This is a genomic window from Ferrovibrio sp. MS7, from assembly GCF_038404985.1.
Classification (GTDB): domain Bacteria; phylum Pseudomonadota; class Alphaproteobacteria; order Ferrovibrionales; family Ferrovibrionaceae; genus Ferrovibrio; species Ferrovibrio plantarum.
Map to the genome: position 1 here is coordinate 2,424,866 of NZ_JBBKBA010000001.1, position 17,277 is coordinate 2,442,142.

The 17,277-nt window shown below is 64.1% G+C and carries 17 protein-coding genes; 9 read left to right on the forward strand and 8 right to left on the reverse strand.

The window, feature by feature from the left end:
- Nucleotides 1–24: 24 nt before the first annotated feature.
- Both V6B08_RS11610 and gmk read left to right on the forward strand, forming a co-directional pair.
- Complete coding sequence (locus tag V6B08_RS11610) at nucleotides 25–927, forward strand: YicC/YloC family endoribonuclease (protein ID WP_341980829.1); 903 nt, start codon at nucleotides 25–27, stop codon at nucleotides 925–927.
- 11 nt (nucleotides 928–938) lie between these two features.
- A complete protein-coding gene (gene gmk / locus V6B08_RS11615) occupies nucleotides 939–1,580 on the forward strand; it encodes a guanylate kinase (protein WP_341980831.1) in 642 nt (213 codons plus the stop codon).
- A 3-nt stretch (nucleotides 1,581–1,583) separates the two neighbouring features.
- Here the strand turns inward: gmk and rsmA are convergent, their stop codons facing one another.
- The 6 genes from rsmA to lptF are packed head-to-tail and all read right to left on the reverse strand — an operon-like array spanning nucleotide 1,584 to nucleotide 9,144.
- Entirely contained in the window at nucleotides 1,584–2,414 is an 831-nt protein-coding gene (gene rsmA / locus V6B08_RS11620; protein WP_341980833.1) for a 16S rRNA (adenine(1518)-N(6)/adenine(1519)-N(6))-dimethyltransferase RsmA, read from the reverse strand.
- 8 nt (nucleotides 2,415–2,422) lie between these two features.
- A complete protein-coding gene (gene pdxA / locus V6B08_RS11625) occupies nucleotides 2,423–3,472 on the reverse strand; it encodes a 4-hydroxythreonine-4-phosphate dehydrogenase PdxA (RefSeq protein WP_341980835.1) in 1,050 nt (349 codons plus the stop codon).
- On the reverse strand, nucleotides 3,447–4,730 hold the full coding sequence (locus V6B08_RS11630; protein ID WP_341980837.1) for a peptidylprolyl isomerase: 1,284 nt from the start codon (nucleotides 4,728–4,730) through the stop codon (nucleotides 3,447–3,449). The genes pdxA and V6B08_RS11630 overlap by 26 nt, the downstream gene beginning before the upstream one ends.
- Before the next feature lie 13 nt (nucleotides 4,731–4,743).
- Nucleotides 4,744–6,924 carry an LPS-assembly protein LptD gene (locus V6B08_RS11635; RefSeq protein WP_341980839.1) on the reverse strand — a complete coding sequence of 727 codons (2,181 nt, stop codon included), beginning with the start codon at nucleotides 6,922–6,924 and terminating at the stop codon, nucleotides 4,744–4,746.
- Between the two features lie 4 nt (nucleotides 6,925–6,928).
- Nucleotides 6,929–8,023 (reverse strand): LPS export ABC transporter permease LptG, encoded by a 1,095-nt coding sequence (lptG, locus tag V6B08_RS11640; protein ID WP_341980841.1) that lies wholly within the window; start codon nucleotides 8,021–8,023, stop codon nucleotides 6,929–6,931.
- Nucleotides 8,023–9,144 carry an LPS export ABC transporter permease LptF gene (gene lptF / locus V6B08_RS11645; protein WP_341980843.1) on the reverse strand — a complete coding sequence of 374 codons (1,122 nt, stop codon included), beginning with the start codon at nucleotides 9,142–9,144 and terminating at the stop codon, nucleotides 8,023–8,025. Before lptF ends, lptG begins: the two co-directional genes overlap by 1 nt.
- A 150-nt stretch (nucleotides 9,145–9,294) precedes the next feature.
- Between lptF and V6B08_RS11650 the strand changes: the two genes are divergently transcribed.
- The 3 genes from V6B08_RS11650 to V6B08_RS11660 all read left to right on the forward strand — a co-directional run bounded on the left by V6B08_RS11650 (nucleotide 9,295) and on the right by V6B08_RS11660 (nucleotide 11,945).
- Nucleotides 9,295–10,791 (forward strand): leucyl aminopeptidase, encoded by a 1,497-nt coding sequence (locus V6B08_RS11650; RefSeq protein ID WP_341980846.1) that lies wholly within the window; start codon nucleotides 9,295–9,297, stop codon nucleotides 10,789–10,791.
- A gap of 108 nt (nucleotides 10,792–10,899) precedes the next feature.
- Entirely contained in the window at nucleotides 10,900–11,352 is a 453-nt protein-coding gene (locus V6B08_RS11655; RefSeq protein WP_341980848.1) for a DNA polymerase III subunit chi, read from the forward strand.
- A 2-nt stretch (nucleotides 11,353–11,354) separates the two neighbouring features.
- On the forward strand, nucleotides 11,355–11,945 hold the full coding sequence (locus tag V6B08_RS11660; RefSeq protein ID WP_341980850.1) for a hypothetical protein: 591 nt from the start codon (nucleotides 11,355–11,357) through the stop codon (nucleotides 11,943–11,945).
- Nucleotides 11,946–11,948: 3 nt separating this feature from the next.
- On the opposite strand, the gene V6B08_RS11665 is transcribed toward V6B08_RS11660, so the two are convergent.
- Nucleotides 11,949–13,886 carry an ABC-F family ATP-binding cassette domain-containing protein gene (locus V6B08_RS11665; protein WP_341980854.1) on the reverse strand — a complete coding sequence of 646 codons (1,938 nt, stop codon included), beginning with the start codon at nucleotides 13,884–13,886 and terminating at the stop codon, nucleotides 11,949–11,951.
- 155 nt (nucleotides 13,887–14,041) lie between these two features.
- Between V6B08_RS11665 and ndk the strand changes: the two genes are divergently transcribed.
- The 4 genes from ndk to V6B08_RS11685 all read left to right on the forward strand — a co-directional run bounded on the left by ndk (nucleotide 14,042) and on the right by V6B08_RS11685 (nucleotide 16,639).
- Complete coding sequence (ndk, locus tag V6B08_RS11670) at nucleotides 14,042–14,464, forward strand: nucleoside-diphosphate kinase (protein WP_341980856.1); 423 nt, start codon at nucleotides 14,042–14,044, stop codon at nucleotides 14,462–14,464.
- Nucleotides 14,465–15,097: 633 nt separating this feature from the next.
- Nucleotides 15,098–15,337, forward strand: a complete 240-nt coding sequence (locus V6B08_RS11675) for a FitA-like ribbon-helix-helix domain-containing protein (RefSeq protein WP_341980858.1) — start codon at nucleotides 15,098–15,100, stop codon at nucleotides 15,335–15,337.
- Between the two features lie 13 nt (nucleotides 15,338–15,350).
- Nucleotides 15,351–15,770 (forward strand): type II toxin-antitoxin system VapC family toxin, encoded by a 420-nt coding sequence (locus V6B08_RS11680; protein ID WP_341980860.1) that lies wholly within the window; start codon nucleotides 15,351–15,353, stop codon nucleotides 15,768–15,770.
- A gap of 149 nt (nucleotides 15,771–15,919) precedes the next feature.
- Entirely contained in the window at nucleotides 15,920–16,639 is a 720-nt protein-coding gene (locus V6B08_RS11685) for a hypothetical protein (RefSeq protein ID WP_341980862.1), read from the forward strand.
- Here V6B08_RS11685 and purN read toward each other — a convergent pair.
- Nucleotides 16,636–17,277 (reverse strand): phosphoribosylglycinamide formyltransferase, encoded by a 642-nt coding sequence (purN, locus tag V6B08_RS11690; RefSeq protein ID WP_341980864.1) that lies wholly within the window; start codon nucleotides 17,275–17,277, stop codon nucleotides 16,636–16,638. The genes V6B08_RS11685 and purN overlap by 4 nt on opposite strands.

The window sequence follows — 17,277 nt, forward strand, 5'->3', positions numbered from 1 at the left end:
GCAGATTACCAGGGAGGCGCTTGCGTGTCGCTGCAGAGTATGACCGGGTTTGCCCGCGCCGATGGCCGCGTGCCGGGTCCGCCAGGCCGCGCCTGGATCTGGGAGTTGAAATCGGTGAATGGCCGTGGCCTGGAACTGCGCTTCCGGCTGCCTTCCGGCCTCGAAGCCGTGGAAGCCGAGGCCCGCGCCCTGGCGCAGCAGAAGCTTGGGCGCGGCAATGTCACGCTCAATCTGAATTTCCTCGACGATGCCGCCTCGGCGCCGAGCTACCGGCTGAACGAGGCACTGCTTGATCAGCTCATCGCGCTGGGGAGCAAGCTGGCTGAGCGCGGCGTTGGTGCGCCGAGCCTGGATGGCCTGCTGGCGGTGCGCGGCGTGGTCGAACCGGTGGCGGAAGCCGCCGATGCCGAGGCCCAGGCGAAGCTTGAGAAGGCGTTGAGCGCCAGCTTCGCGGAGGCCATCGACAAGCTGGCCGCCACCCGCGCGGCGGAAGGCGCCAAGCTTGCAACGCTGCTGGCCGGCCTGCTGGACGAAATCGAAGGCTTTGTAGCCAAGGCGGCGGAAACCGAAGCGGCGCGGCCCGATGGCCTGCGCCGCCGGCTGCAGCAGCAGATGGAAGAATTGCTCGGCCTCAATCCGCCGGTGGCGCCCGAGCGCCTGGCGCAGGAACTGGCGATGCAGATAACGCGGCTGGATGTGCGCGAGGAACTGGATCGCTTGCGCGCCCATATCCAGGCGGCGCGCGCCCTGCTCTCGGGCAAGGAAGCCAAGGGGGCCGGGCGCAAGCTGGATTTCCTGGCGCAGGAATTCAATCGCGAAGCAAATACGCTCTGCTCCAAGGCGTTCGATCCGGCGTTGACCCGGATCGGCCTTGACCTCAAGCTGGTGGTCGACCGCCTGCGCGAGCAGGCACAGAACGTGGAATAGGGGCCGCTTCGATGAGCGAACCGATGCAATTGGCACGGCGCGGCCTGATGCTGGTGCTGTCCTCGCCCTCCGGTGCCGGCAAGACCACGATTTCCCGCCGCCTGCTGGAAGCCGACAAGGAGCTGCATCTCTCGGTTTCGGTGACGACACGCAAGCCGCGTCCCGGCGAGGTGCATGGCACGCATTATCACTTCATCAGCAACGAGGAATTCGGGCTGATGGTGAACCGCCAGGAATTGCTCGAACACGCCAAGGTGTTCGACTATTACTACGGCACGCCGAAGGATCAGGTGGAGAAGCGGCTATCCAGCGGCCAGGATATTCTGTTCGATATCGACTGGCAGGGCACGCAGCAACTGCGCCAGCATGCCCGCGACGATCTGGTCAGCGTGTTCATCCTGCCGCCTTCCACGCGCGACCTGGAAAAGCGTCTCAAGACCCGCGCCCAGGATTCAGCCGAAGTGGTGGCCAAGCGCATGTCCAAGGCCGCCGACGAGATGAGCCATTGGGCGGAATACGATTACGTGGTGGTGAACCACGATATCGAGCAATGCCTGGCGGAAGTAGATGCCATCCTGCGCGCCGAGCGGCTGAAGCGCCACCGTGGCGTCGGCCTGGTCGATTTCGTCAAGCGGCTGCGCGAAGGCTACTGAGCCTTATAGCTGCCGAGCAATCTGGCAGAATTCTTCGATGGAGAGCGTTTCGGCGCGGCGCGTGGCATCGATGCCAAGCGCCTGCAGCCGCGCTTCGGCATCGGGCCACAGGCTTTTCAGCGAGGCGCGCAGCATCTTGCGGCGCTGGCCGAAGGCTGCCGCCGTGACGCGCTCGAGTTTCGCCGTTTCCGCTTCCGCCAGCGGCTGGCGGCGTGGCACCAGTTCCACCACGGTGGAGGTGACTTTCGGCGCCGGCACGAAGGCCTTGGGGCCGATATCGAACAGCATCCGCACCTCCGCGCGCCATTGCACGATCACCGAGAGCCGGCCATAAGCCTCGCTGTTCGGCGCCGCCGCCAGGCGCTCGGCCACTTCCTTCTGCACCAGCAAAGTCAGCTTGGCCGGTGGCTCTGGCCCCAGCAGCCAGCGCAGGATCAGCACGGTGGCGATGTTGTAGGGCAGGTTGGCGGCGATCTGGTAGGGGCTGCCCGCAAGGACAGGAAGATCGGCTTCCATGGCATCGCCTTCGATCACCGAGAGGCGCTCGGCCGATGCCGCAACCAGTGGTGCGAGTGCAGCGATGCAGCGTTCGTCACGCTCAATAGCCGTGACGCGTGGCGCGTCTTCCAGCAGCAGGGCGCGGGTCAGGCCACCGGGGCCTGGGCCGATCTCGATCACCGTGCCGCCGCACCACGGCATGGCGGCGCGGGCGATCTTGCGGGTCAGGTTGAGATCGAGCAGGAAATTCTGTCCGAGCGACTTCTTCGCCGCCAGGTCATGGGCGGCGATCACCTCGCGCAGCGGCGGCAATGCCTCGATTGCACTGTTATCCATGGCGGCCGCTATCCACGCAGCCGGTGCCGGGCCATCTCGCCAGCCAATTGCAGTGCCGCGATCAGGCTGTCCGGCTTGGCGATGCCCTTGCCGGCGATATCAAAGGCGGTGCCGTGGTCGGGCGAGGTGCGGATGATCGGCAGGCCGATAGTGACATTCACGCCACGGTCGAAATCCAGTGTCTTGAGTGGGATCAGGCCCTGGTCGTGATACATGCAGATGGCGGCGTCATAGCCTTGCCGGGCCTCGGCATGAAACATGGTGTCGGGCGGCATCGGGCCTTCGGCAGCAATGCCGAGGCGGCGCAGTTCGGCGACTGCGGACGCCACAATGGTGGCATCTTCGTGGCCCATGCTGCCGGCCTCGCCGGCATGCGGGTTCAGCCCGGCAATGCCAAGGCGCGGCTTGGCAAGGCCAAAATCACGGCGCAGGGCGGCATCGGCAATGCGGGCGATCTTCACGATACCGGCGGTGGTCAGGGTTTCGATGGCCTGGCGCAGGGAGACATGGATCGACACCAGCACGACGCGAAGCTGCGGCGAGGCCAGCATCATCGCCACGTCGGCATTATCGCAGAGCGCGGCGACGAATTCGGTATGGCCGGGATACTTGAAACCGGCGCCATAGAGCGCCGCCTTGTGGATCGGATTGGTCACCACAGCCGCCGTTTCGCCGGCCTGGGTCAGGCGTACCGCCTGTTCGATCGCGGCGATCACCATGGGCGCGTTGGCGTCAGCCGGCTGGCCAGGCGTGACCGGCGCCGCCAGTTGCAGCGGCAGTACCGGCAATGCCGTGCCGAAACAGGCCAGGGCCTCCGCCGGCCTGGCGATGGCCGTCACCGGCACATCAAGGCCGAGGGTCTTGGCCAGGGCGGTGAGGCGCGCGGGATCGTCGAGCAGCAGGAAAGCCGGCAAGGCGGCGGCGTTACGCAACGCCCAGGCTTTCAGCGCGATCTCGCCGCCGATTCCGGCCGGCTCACCCATGGTGAGGGCGAGCGGCAGCGGCAGACGTTCAGCGGAATTCACCACAGCGTCAGCGGAACTCAATAGTTGCGTCACGGCGCAGGTCCTGCAGGTAGCGCTGGCTCATCAGCGCCAGGCGCTGCTGCAGGATGGTGCCGCGCACCTGGTTGCGGTCGATGCCGGATTTCGGCTCCTCGCGGTCGCAGACGGTGAAGAGATGCACCGCGCGCGGCACGGCCACCGGCTGCGATGTCTCGTTCACTTTGAGATCACTGACAGCGGCGCGGAAATTATCCGGCAGGTCGGCCAGGCGCACAACACCGACGCTGCCCGAGCCCTGGGCTTTCAGTTCGCGCGCCAGCGGCTCGATATCTTCGCATTTGGTGATGGTCTCCCGCACGGTGCGGGCCAATGCCACGGTTGCTTCCACATCGCTCGGCTGAGCATTTGGCGCCAGGCCGAGCATGATCTGGCTGAGATTGACCTTGATGTCCTCGGGCGAGGCCTCGGCGACCCGGCGGCGGTCACGCAGGCCCATGATGTAATAGCCGCCTGTGGAGCGCGTCGGTTCCGAGAAGCTGTTGCGCTCCAGCTTCGCCACCACAGCATCGAGTTCATCCGGCAGGCTGCCGCGCGTCACCCAGCCGATATCGCCACCGTTGGCTGCCGTGGCGCCACGGCTGAACTGTTGTGCCAGGGCGGCGAAGTTGCCACGCTGGCGCAACTGCTCGGATACTTGGGTGGCGGTCTGGCGGGCGCTCTCTTCCTGATCGGGGCTATCCACCGGAATCACGATCTCGGAAAGCAGGTCCTCTGTCTGGCCGGCGGTGGCGCGCAGCTTGGCCATGGCCTCGTCGATCTCCGCCTCGGAAATAGTGTTGGAGGCAAAAAAGCGGGCGCGCACCAGGCGGCTCCAGGTCAGGTTGGCACGCACATTCTCGATGAAGGCATTCGGATCGATGCCCATGCGCGGCGCCACCTGCTCGAAACGGCCCGGCGGAATGTTCATCTGCCGCTCGATTGACTCGATGGTGCGGTCCAGTTCTTCCTGCGGCACGCTGAGGCCACGCTTCTTGGCTTCCTGCATGTAGAGGCGTTCATCGACCAGCACGCGCAAGGCCTGCTCGCGCAGCCGGCGGCGGATTTCCGGCGTATCGGGAATGCCCGTGGTGGCGAAGGTCATGCGCATGCGCTCGACCACGTCGCGCACCGTCACCACCTCGTCATTCACCACGGCAACGATGCGCAGGCTGCCATCCTGGGCCATGGCTGGCACCGATATGGCAGTGAACAGGGCCGCAGTCAAAAAGACCTTGCGGGTCATCTGCGGAAGGGATTTGAGCAGGGATCGCATCGGCCGCCTCGACTCAATTGAAATTGGCCAGCCGGAAGCGCAGCCCGAACGTCGTGGCTGGCTGCACATCGCGGTTAACCGTGAAGGTACGCTCGGCGAAGAACATGATGTCGAAACACTCGTCGGTGTAACGCAGGCCGAGGAAGTTTAGCAACGAGCCGCCGCGCTCACCAAGATCGCGGATATGGCGGGCCTCGAAGTTCCAGAATTGGCCGAGCCGGGCCTTGAACGTGCCGGATACCGCCTCGCGTTCGCCAATATCCCCAGTGAAGGTATTATTGGCGATGTCGGCATAGGAAAGTGTCAGGCGCGACGCCTTGGGGCCGATGCCGAGACTGATTTCCTGCCGCTGCACCTCGGATTGGCTGTTCGGCGAGATGCGCAGGCGGTCGGTGAACGTAAGGTACTCGTTCGGCGAGATGGTGATGCGGGCAACATAGTCGGACATCTGTTCGCTGATGCCGGTGCCGGGACCGAATGTATCGTCGCTTTTCAGCCGGTAGGACTGGCCAACCAGTACTTCCGAATAGCCGCCACGGCTGCCATAGACGGCGCTGCGCAGGGCGTAGTTCAGTTTCGGCCCGCCATCGACGCGGTCGGAACCGGGGAAGCGGTTGAAGGCGAAAAGGTTGGTTTCGTCGAATTCAAAACTCAGCGAATCCTCGTTCGGGATCCCGCGCGGATTGCCGCCATAGGGTGCCAGCACCACGCCGACGATCGGTTCCACCAGTTGGCGGATGCTGCCGCTGTCGCGCACCAGCGGATAGCGCCAGTCCAGCGCCAGCATCGGAATGGCGCGACCGGCAAACTGCGTGTCGGCCTCGTTGGTGGCGAGATAGGGGCGGTCCTGCAATTCGTTGACCCAGTAGCCATCGGTCTTGAGCAGGGCGGTGGCCGTATAGACTTCGCCCGATGGCGCGAAATAGGGCTGCGACCACGATACCGTGGTGGAAAGCCGCCGGCTGTCGGTGCCGCCGGTGCGGTAGAGCGCAGCCAGGCTGCTGTCGATGGCCCAGCGGCCGCCATAGGCACCCGGCTGGCCGATAAAGGAGTAGTCGAGCAGCGGCACCACGAAGGGCGTCAGGCCCGGCACATCGGTAGAGCGCAGGCCCTGGAAGCTATAGGCATTCGCCGCCATGAAGCTGCGGTTGTTGATATTCTCGGCGAACAGCCGGCTGGTCAGCACGTTGTTGTTGCCGCGATCCGGGATCTGGTAGCGCGACAGGTAGGTGTCGTCGCTGGAGCGGAACAGGTTGAAACCGTAGGTCAGGTCGCTGCTGTTGCGGAAGATGCCATCGGCGCGAAGGTGGCCGCGGAAATATTCATCCTCGGTACGGTCGCCATTGTTGTTGCGCACATGGGCCCGCGTCACCGACGCATCCATGCGCAGCTCGCCCTTGGCGGTGCGCTGGCGATACTCGCCCATCAGGAAGGCACCTTCCTTGGTCGAGTATTGCGGCGTCATAGTCAGGTCAGCGCTGTCGTCGATCACGTAGTAATAGGGCGTGCGCACAGCAACGCCGAAATAATTGTTGGTGCTGGCGCTGGGCGACAGGAAGCCGCTCTTGCGCCGCACGGTCGGGTCGGGATGGCTGAAATACGGCGTGTAGAGCACCGGGATGCCGAACATCTCGAGCGTCGCATCCTGATAGGTAATCTGCTGTTCCTGTTCGTCATGCGTAACGCGCTCACCCTTGAGCTGCCACAGCGGCGGCTTCGTCGGGTCGGCGGCGCAGAGCGTGCAGGAGGTGTAGACCGCCTTATTCATCACTGTCTTGTTGCCGCCAGTGCGCGTGGCGGAGGCGGCAGCGGCGCGCGAGTTGTCGGAAAGCAGGATGCCGATGTCGCGGATGAAACCGTTGCGCATGCCGTCGGTGAGTTCGACATAGTCGGCGAACAGCACCGTGCCATCATCCTGCATGATGCTGACATTGCCCGATGCCGTGACCTTGCCGTCGCGCTCGCTGTAGCTCACCGTATCGGCCAGCAGGGTACGGCCTTCCTGCACCAGTTCAACATTGTCACGCGCGGTGACGATGCCGAGATTCTGGTCGTAGCTTAGGCTGCCGGCGGTAAGCAGCACCGGATCGCGGTTGCCGAGCGACATCTGTGCCATGGCCGGTCCGGCCAGCAATGTGGCGGCGAATATGCCGGCGGCGAGCAGGGCGGCGGCGAAAATCGGAGGCTGGGCCATGGTCTCAGCCATCCTCCAGATGGAACAGCATCGAAAGGCCAAGCATCAGGCAGATGCCGGTGGGGGCCCAGGCTGCCAGCACCACGGGCAGGGTGCCGTTGAGGCCGAAGGGCTGTACCAGTTCGATGGTGAAATAAAGCAGGAAGCCGACGCCGACGCCCAGGCCGAGCATGACACCAACGCCACCGCGCCGGGTCAGGCGCAGCGAAAAGCTGGCGGCGATCAGCAGCATGGCGCAGAGCAGGAAGGGCGCCGCCAGCAGGGTCTGGAAATGCAGCCGGTGGCGCAGGGCCGAGAAGCCGGCCTGTTCCAGCGTGGTGATGAAGGATGGCAATTGCCAGAACGGAATCGTGTTCGGCGAGGCAAAGCTGTCCTGGATGCGGTCGAAGGTCAGCGTGGTCGGCACTTCCAGCACCGCGTTGAAACTGCTAGCGCGGTCCGGATAGCTGGTGGTGGCGTTGTGCAATTCCCAGAAGCCATCGCGCAGATAGGCTTCGGTGGCATCGATGCGGCGCACGAACTCGTCCGTACCTTCATAGTAGAACAGGATCACGTCACGCAATTCCACGCCCTGCTGCGCTACGCGCAAAGCATGCACCACGATCTGGCCTTGAGCATCGGCCTCGCGCAGCCACAGGCCGGTATTCGATACCGCCATCATCGAGGCGCGGCCGCGCAGCACGCGGGCCTCGATGGCCTCGTAGCGCGACAGCAGCGCAGCCGCCAACGGGTTGTAGACGGTGATGACGAAGCTGCCGACCAGGATCGCCAGCGCCATCGCGGGCGCCAGGAATTGCCACACCGAAACCCCGGCGGCGCGCGTCACGGTCAGTTCCTGGCTGCGGGTGAGGCGGGTGAGTGCCAGCATGCCGCCGAACAGGGCGGCGAACGGAATCAGCTTGATCGACAGGTTGGGCAGCCGCAGCAGCGACATGGCGAATACGGTATCGACGCCCGCCTCGGGCCGGTTGGCGGAGCGGCGCAGCAATTCGATGGTATCGAAACTGTAGGCCAGCACCACCAGCACGGCGAACACCATGGCGATGGCTGCCAGGTAATGCCGGCCGAGATACAGCGCGAGGGTCCAGGAGATCCGCATCAGGTGGCATCCACCGGCGGCAATGCCGGGGTGCGGCGGCTATCGGGTTCGCGCAGCAGCCATAGCGCGCCGGCCAGGAAACCCAGCGGCGCCAGATAGAGCAGCGGGACCAGCAGCGGCTGGCGCATTGCCGCCTGGGCAACGCCGAGGCTGGCAAGCTGCACCACTATGGCAACGCCGGCGGTGCCGAGCAGGCGCAGGCCCTGGCCGCGGCGATTGAACTGGCCGCCGATCACGCCGGCGATGGCGATCATCATCAGTGCCGGGGTATAGAGCGGTGAGGCGAGGCGGCGGTGGCCCTCCACCATCAGCTTGGTGCGGTTGGCGACATCGTCCAGATCCTTCTCGTTGATCCAGAACAGTTCATGCAGGTAGCGTTCGGAAGGCTCGCGCCAGCCTTCGCCATCCTGCTTGCTGTAGGTCGAGAGATCGAGGCTGTAATTGTCGAAGTAGAGAATGCTCAGGCTGCGGCGGCCCTGTTCCACCTGCTGGCGGTTGCCTTTCGCCATCACCAGGCGCGGCCCCTGCGCGGTGAGTACCAGCATGGCGCGTTCCGCCATCATCGTAACCGGGCGCTGCGCATCGCGGCTGTCATGCACCAGGATGCCGCGCATCTCGCCTTCGGCATTGCGTTCGCGCACATAGACGGTGAGATTGTTCGACAGCGTGTTGAACACGCCTTCCATGATCACCATGCCGGCCAGCGCGGTGCGGAATTCGTATTGCGTGGTGCGCAGCGTGCGGGCGCTTAAAGGCCCGAGGAACAGGCCGATGGTATAAAGCAGCAGCACCAGGCCGCCGGCCAGGATCCAGGCCGGGCGGGTGAGGCTGAGGCGGCTGAAGCCGGAGCCGGAAAGCACCACCAGTTCGGAATCGCCGGCCAGGCGGTTATAGGCATAGAGCGTGGCGCAGAAGGCGGCGATGGGCAGGATGATGGCGGTGACGCCCGGCAGCACCAGCATCGTGAGATAGAAAAATGACCCGATCGAGAGGTTGTTGTTGACGATGCGGTCGATGAAGCGCAACGACTGCGTCAGCCAGATCACCCCGACCAGGGTGAGCGACGCGAACAGCAATGGCCAGGCGACCTGCCGGATGATGTATTGGGTGATGCCCCGCATGGGGCGGGAGTATAGCCATTTCCAGGGGTTATGCCACCCGCCAGGGGCTTTTTCGGGGCTGCTCGGCCGGGCCCTGGCTGCGTTGATCCGGAGGCTTCGGCGCCGCTATAGTGGCGGCTCGACATCGCTTATCCACCCCGGGATGAAATCATGAAAATCGACCTTGCCTCGCTCGCCCGCCCCAAGCAGGGCGCCCTTGTCGTCCTGGCCGCCGATGGCGGCAAGCTGAGTGCTTTCGGCACCAGCCTCGACAAGGCTTTGGGCGGCGCCCTGGGCCGCGCCCTTGCCGGCGCACCGCGCTTCAAGGGCGAGCGTGGCCAGGTGCTGGAAGTGCTGGGGCCGGGCGCCGGGCTTGGCCGGGTGCTGATCGCCGGCCTCGGCAAAGCCGCCGATATCAAGCCCGATGCCCTGGAAGCGGTGGCCGGCGAGGCGGTGCGCCGCCTGGCGCTGACCGGCGAAACCGCGCTGGCCATCGCGGTCGAGTTCCCTTCCGGTGCCAAGGCCGATGCGGCGGAAGCGGCGGCCCGCGCCGCGCTGGGCGCCCGGCTCGGCGGCTATCGTTTCGATAAATACCGCACCACCCGCAAGGACCATGAGAAGCCGTCGCTGAAAACCGTGACCGTGCTGACCGATTCGGTGCCGGCGGCCAAGAAGGCCTATGCCCCGTTGGCGGCGCTGGCCGATGGCGTCACCCTGACCCGTGACCTGGTGAGCGAGCCGGCCAACATCATCTATCCGGAGACGCTCGCCGCCGAATGCCGCAAGCTTTCGAAGCTCGGCGTCAAGGTCGAGGTGCTGGGCGAGAAGGCGATGAAGAAGCTCGGCATGGGCGCGCTGCTTGGCGTCGGCCAGGGTTCCGTGCGCGAATCGCAGCTCGTCGTCATGCAGTGGAACGGCGCCAAGAAGGGCACCAAGCCGGTGGCCTTCGTCGGCAAGGGCGTCTGCTTCGATACCGGCGGCATCTCGATCAAGCCGTCCGCCGGCATGGAGGAGATGAAGTGGGATATGGGCGGTGCCGGCGCGGTGATCGGTGCCATGGCGGCGCTCGCCGGCCGCAAGGCCAAGGCCAATGTGGTCGGCGTGGTCGCGCTGGTGGAAAACATGCCGGATGGCAACGCGCAGCGCCCCGGCGACGTGGTCACCTCGATGTCCGGCCAGACCATCGAAGTGCTGAACACCGATGCCGAAGGCCGCCTGATCCTCTGCGACGCGCTGTGGTATTGCCAGGAGCGTTTCAAGCCGCAATTCATGGTCGATCTCGCCACGCTCACCGGCGCCATCATCATCGCGCTGGGCCATGAGCATGCCGGTCTGTTCTCCAACGACGACAAGCTGGCCGAGCAGCTCACCAAGGCCGGCAAGGAAGAGGGCGAGGCGCTGTGGCGCCTGCCGCTGTCGGATGCCTATGACCGCGCCATCAACTCGCCCATCGCCGATGTGCAGAACATCGCCGGCCCGGGCGCCGGCGCCGGTTCGATCACGGCGGCGCAGTTCCTGCAGCGTTTCGTCAACAAGTACCCTTGGGCGCATCTCGACATCGCCGGCACCGCCTGGAGCAAGGCCGACAAGCCGACCGTGCCGCGCGGCGCCACCGCCTTCGGCGTGCGCCTGCTGAACCGCCTGGTGCAGGACAATTACGAAGGCTGATAATAGGTTTCGTCACCCTCGGGCTTGACCCGAGGGTCTCATTTTCCCTGGTGGCGGAATGAGATTCGCGGGTCAAGCCCGCGAATGACGATGAAGAAGGGAGTGTCCGTGGCCGAGTTGCTCTTCTACCACCTGACGCGCAGGCGCCTGGAGCAGGTGCTGCCCGATCTGCTCGGGCGGTCGCTGCAGCGCGGCTGGCGCGCGGTGGTGAAATGCGGCAACGCCGAGCGCGTCGAGGCACTGGCTGGCGAACTCTGGACCTATGACAAGGCGGCTTTCCTGCCGCATGGCACCAAGCTCGATGGCCATCCCGAACGCCAGCCGATCTGGCTGACGGCGGCGGATGAACGCCCGAATAATGCCGAGGTGCTGTTCCTGGTCGATGGCGCCGACAGCACGTTGCAGGGCGATTTCACCCGCGTCTGCGACCTGTTCGACGGTAACGACGATACAGCCGTGCAGGCGGCGCGCGACCGCTGGAAGCGCGCCAAGGATGCCGGCCACAAGCTGACCTACTGGCAGCAGAATGAAAACGGCTGGGTGAAGGCGGCGGAGGGCTGAGCATGCTGAATGCGCAGCATCATGCCAGGGTGCCGCCGGCTTTGTCGGCGGCCCTGGATGCCGGCGAGAGATTGCTCTGGTGGGGTGTGCCGAAACGAGGTTTCGTTCTGCGGCGTACCGATGGCGTGCTGATCCCCTTCTCATTCCTGTTTCTTGGCATCGCCGTCTTCTGGGAGTGGCAGGTCGTACAGGCCGCGGAGCCGGTTTTCGCCATCTTTGGCATACCGTTCATTCTGGCGGGATTGTACGTCGTTGCCGGCCGTTTCGTTCACGATGCCATGCGGCGGCGCAGGATCGTGTATGGGATCACGGATAAGCGGGTGCTGATAATTGCTCCCCGCAGTCTGGAAAGCATAGAGCTGTCGTCGCTCGACCAAATTCATTTGGAGAAAACGGCGGGCCATGTCGGCTCAGTCGTATTCGGCCCGAAACTGCCCCTTGCCAACGTATTTGCGCAAGATTCATTCTTTCGCACATCACCACGGGATATTCGGCTTTGGACTGGAGAGCCGATACTCCCCACCCTTGAGTTCGTCGCGGAAGCCGAGAAAGTGCTGAATACGGTTCGTGCAGCTAAAGCAGCCGCCCGCTAGGCGTCACGCCGCGTCCTCAGCCTGAGCCGCTTCCAGCTTCGACTGGGCGTCGAGCCAGGCTTCCTCGGCGGCTTCCAGTTTTTTCGCCACATCGCCATGCTGCTTCTGCAACTCGGCCTGCTTGGCCGGGCTCAGCTTGGTGTAGGTGTCCGGGTCGGCCAGCATGGCATCCAGGCGCATCTTCTCGGCGCTGAGCTTGGCCATGGCTTTTTCCGCGTTATGCACGGCGACGCGCAACGGCGCCAGCGCCTGCCGCGCGGCGGCGGCGGCCTTGCGGTCTGCCTTGCGGTCGGCGACGGGGGCGGCAGCCCCACTACCAGTACCGGCGCCGCCCTTCAGCTTCACGCTGGCAGCAGCGCGGCGGCGGTCGGCCAGCAGCTTGGCGTAATCGTCGAGGTCGCCGTCGAAATCCTTCACCGTGCCGTCGCCCACCAGCCAGAAGCGGTCGGCGCAGGCTTCCGCCATGTGGCGGTCATGGCTCACCAGGATCACCGCGCCCTTGAACTCGTTCACCGCCTGCACCAGGGCGTCGCGCGTATCCATGTCGAGATGGTTGGTCGGCTCGTCGAGGATCAGCAGATGCGGTGCATGATGCGTCACCATGGCGAACAGCAGCCGCGCACGCTCGCCGCCCGAGAGCTTGCCGGCCACGGTCTGCGCCTTCTCGCGCACCAAGCCGAAGCTGCCGAGCCGCGTGCGCAACTGCTCGATGGTGGCTTTTTCCATCAGGTCCTGCAGATGCTCCACCGGCGTGCGGTTCTCATCCAGGATGTCGTCCTGATCCTGCGCGAAATAGCCGACCCGCAGCTTGCCCGAACGCTGCAGCTTGCCGGCCTGCGGCTTCAGCGTGCCGGCCAGGATTTTCGCCAGCGTCGACTTGCCGTTGCCATTGGCGCCGAGCATGGCGATGCGGTCTTCCATGTCGATGCGCATATCCAGGTGGCGCAGCACCGGCTTGTCGGCGGTGTAGCCCGCCGTGAGGTTGTCGAGCACGATCAGCGGCGGCGGCAATTCCTCCGGGTCGGGCAGGCGGAAGATCACGTTGGGATCTTCAATCGCCGCCGCGATCGGCTGCATCTTCGCCAGCATCTTCAGGCGGCTCTGCGCCTGGCGCGCCTTGGAAGCCTTGGCGCGGAAGCGGTTGACGAAATCCTCCATATGCTTGCGCTGCTCGGCCTGGCGCGCGGCAAAGGCATTCTGCTGCTCCATGCGGGCGCGGCGCTCGGCCTCGAAGGTGTCGTAATTGCCGCGATAGAGCACCAGCTTGGTGTTGTCGATATGCAGGATATGTTCGATGGCCGAGTTCAGGAAATGCCGGTCATGGCTGATCAGCAGGAAGGTGCGCGGATAGGTTTTCAGATAGCCTTCCAGCCATAGCGAGGCTTCGAGGTCGAGATGGTTGGTCGGCTCGTCCAGCAGCAGCAGGTCGGGCTCGGCGAACAGGCAGCCGGCCAAAGCCACGCGCATGCGCCAGCCGCCCGAGAACGTATCCAGCGGCCGGTTCTGCATCTCTTCATCGAAACCAAGGCCGGCGAGGATCACGGCGGCGCGGGCCGGTGCGGCATGGGCGTCGATCTCGGCCAGCCGCATATGCACGGCGGCGATGCGCTCGGCATCCTCCATGCTGGAGGAATCTTCCAGTTCCTCGGCCTCGATCAGCAGGGCTTCGCGCTCGGTATCGGCGGCCAGCACATAGGCAATCGGCGTCTGCTCGCCGCCCGGCGGCTCCTGCGGCAGCTTGGCAATCTTGCAATCAGCGGGCAGCTCCACGCCGCCGGTTTCGGTCTGCAAATCGCCGGTGATGATCTTGAACAGCGTCGATTTGCCGGTGCCGTTGCGCCCCACCAGGCCGACTTTATGCCCGGCCGGGATCGTGGCCGACACGTGGTCGAGCAGCACACGGCCGGCGATGCGGTAGGTCAGGTCGCGAAATACAAGCATTTCCAGTTACTTAACTGTATGGCCGGGGAGCAGGCCGGGTTTTGCTGAGGAACCGGGACGCTAACCGGGCGGGTTGCGGCTTTCGGGCGGAGCCTCTATATACCCGCCACCGATTTTTAGCCAACACCCACCAAACGGATTTAAGGACCACATCCATGGCCATCGAGCGCACCTTTTCCATCATCAAGCCGGACGCCACCCGCCGCAACCTGACCGGTGCGATCAATGCCGTGATCGAGAAGGCCGGCCTGCGCATCGTGGCGCAGAAGCGCATCCAGATGAGCAAGGCCCAGGCCGAGACCTTCTACGGCGTGCACAAGGCCCGTCCGTTCTTCAATGATCTGGTCAGCTTCATGATCTCCGGGCCGGTCGTCGTGCAGGTGCTGGAAGGCGAGGGCGCCATTGCCAAGTACCGCGAAGTGATGGGCGCCACCAACCCGGCCAATGCCGCGCCGGGCACCATCCGCAAGGAATTCGCCGAGAGCATCGAAGCCAACTCGGTGCATGGCTCGGATGCCCCGGAAACCGCCGCCGTCGAAATCGCCTATTTCTTCTCCGGCCTGGAGATCGTCGGCTAAGCCGAGCACTGCTTTATTCCAGTATCGTCATGGCCGGGCACAGTCCCGGCCATTTCTTTTTCCGGCATGAGACCCTCGGGTCAAGCCCGAGGGTGACGATTATGGGATCGGATTGATCGGCGCCATCGCCCACGCCAACCAGATGGCCGTCTCCACCCGCGATACCGGCCCGTTCGAGGCAGCGGGTGTGCGCGTGATCAACCCGTGGCGGGAATAGGTGGGAGCGCCAGAAGTCACCTCGTCATGCGCGGACTTGATCCGCGCATCTCGTGCCAACCTGGCTAAGATGCCCGGGTCAGGCCCGGGCATGACGTGTGTGTTTCAGCGCAACGCTGCGCACGAAACACCCTATGGCGGCTTATTTTTTCTTATTCCGCCTTATTCCTTCTTATTCCGCCTTATTCTTCCTTATTCCGGCTTATTTCCGCTTACCCGGTATTCGCTGCGCGCCCGATCCCGGTACGCGCGGCGCAGGCCGTCAGCCTGCAATAATGTCGCGCATTCAAGAACATATATGGTACATATCGCGGGTCAAAAGTCAAGCCCGCGCGGTTTTGCGCCGGTTTGTGCAAGACCGGGTGATTGCATTCTGTTAGAATGATTGCAGTGCAAGCATTTTGAGGAAGTGAAATCATGGCCTCGATCACCGTGCGCAATGTGCCGGATGAAATTCACCGCGCGCTGCATGTGCGGGCGGCGCGCAAGGGCGTGAGTGCCGAGGCGGAAATGCGCGCCATCCTGGAGCAGGCTCTGCGGCCCGAGGGCAGCGTCAAGCTCGGCTCGCTGCTGGCGCAGATCGGCCGCGATTTCGGCGGCGATGAGCTGGTAATCCAGCGCGACAAAACGCCGGCTGCACCCCCAGTCTTAGAATGACACGGGCGTTTGAATGATCATCCTGGATACCAACGTCATCTCCGAACCGCTGCGCCAGCAGGCCAGCGCGGGCGTCATCGCCTGGATCGATCGCCAGCCGCTCGAGACATTGTTCCTCACCACGTTCACCGTGGCCGAATTGCGCTTCTGCATTCTCGCCATGCCGGCCGGCAAGCGCCGCGCCGGCATGGCATCGCAGGTCGAGGAGAATGTGCTGCCGCGATTTGCCGGGCGCATCCTGCCCTTCGACATGGCCGCGACATTGTCCTACGCCATCATCATGGCCGGCGCGCGCGCAGCAGGCGGCGCCATCGCAACAACAGACGGCATGATCGCCGCCATCGCCCACGCCAACCAGATGGCCGTCGCCACCCGCGATACCGGCCCGTTCGAGGCTGCCGGCGTGCGGGTGATCAATCCGTGGCGGGAATAGGCAAGAGCGCCGTGTCATGAACGGACTTGTCTTTGCCGTTTGTTTTACGCATAGAGAGAAAAAATTTGCGCCATTACTCGTTCGCCGCAAATCAGCCGTAATTTTATCCGCTACTACAGTGCAGGCGATACATCGGACGAGGCCCGGCCGTGCTGCACAAATGGATTTTGTCTGCCGTTGCGTTACCCGTTAGTGTGTTACTCGTCTCTCCGGAGGCTAAGGCTCTCACAATCGGAGCCGCGGAGTTCACTTGCCCGCTGACCAATGAGAAATTTGTGGCGCAGTCGGTTGCGTCTGGAACCTCGTTTGGAGCCCGCCTGGATTTACGCAGGATTGGGCCCATCGCTTCACCTTGGCCGCTGGTGAAATGTCCTGATTCCGGTTTGCCGCTATTCGAGCGCGATTTCAGCCCAGAAACAGTGGCATATCTGAAGGCGTATACCGCTACCGAGGAATACCGGAAACTCCGCGCGGAACATGCCGATTATTATGTCACGGCGAAGCTGCAATCCGGCCTGGGCTATGCCCCGGACAAAATCATGTTCAGCATTCTGAGTGCGGCCTGGGAGGTCGAAGGCAAGAATGCCGCCTTGGAAAAGATTTATCTGACCGAGGCGCGCGAACATATACTGGCGCTGCTGCAAGCCATGCCGCACAGCGAAGAGAGATGGCCTACATACTATTTTCTCAGTGTCGAGCTATCGCGCCGCCTTGGCATGTTTGACGAAGCCGATAATCGCCTCAAAGCGGAGCGCGCGAGGTTGGCGGGTTCCATTCCGGCTGACTTCATGGAATTGCAAGCGAAGCTGATCGAAACACGGGAGACGAAGCCGGACGCTCCGTACTATCACCGGCAAACCAAGAATTAGGCCGGAGGGTTGGCAATGAGTGTTTTGTTGCCATCCACCCGCAGCCGCCCTTCCGCCAGCAGCTTGAGTGCCTGCGGATAGAGTTTGTGTTCTTCCGCCAGCACCAGGTCGGCGAGCTGCTCGGGCGTCACGCCATCGGGTACGCCTACTTCGGCTTGGCAAATGACCGGGCCTTCGTCCATTTCGGGGACCACGAAATGGACGGAACAGCCGGTGAGGCGCGTGCCGCTTTCGATCACCCGTTCATGCACGCGGGTGCCCTTGAAGGCCGGCAGCAGCGAGGGGTGGATGTTGATCATGCGGCCATGCCAGCCCTCGACGAAGCCGGGCGTGAGCAGGCGCATGAAGCCGGCGAGGCAGACGATTTCGACGCCATGGCGCTTCAGCGCCGCATCGAGTTCGGCATCGAATGCGGCGCGGTCCTTGCCCTTGCTCGGGATCACGAGGGTAGTGATGCCGGCGGCCTGCGCGAGGCTAAGCCCTTCGGCATCGGCGCGGTTCGCAATCACCACGGCGATATGGGCGGGATAGCCGGGCTGCCGGGCGGCCTCGATCAGCGCGGCCATGTTGCTGCCGCGCCCGGAAATCAGGATGCCGACAGCCTTGGTACTGATTGGCTTAGCTCCCGTCTGACTCAT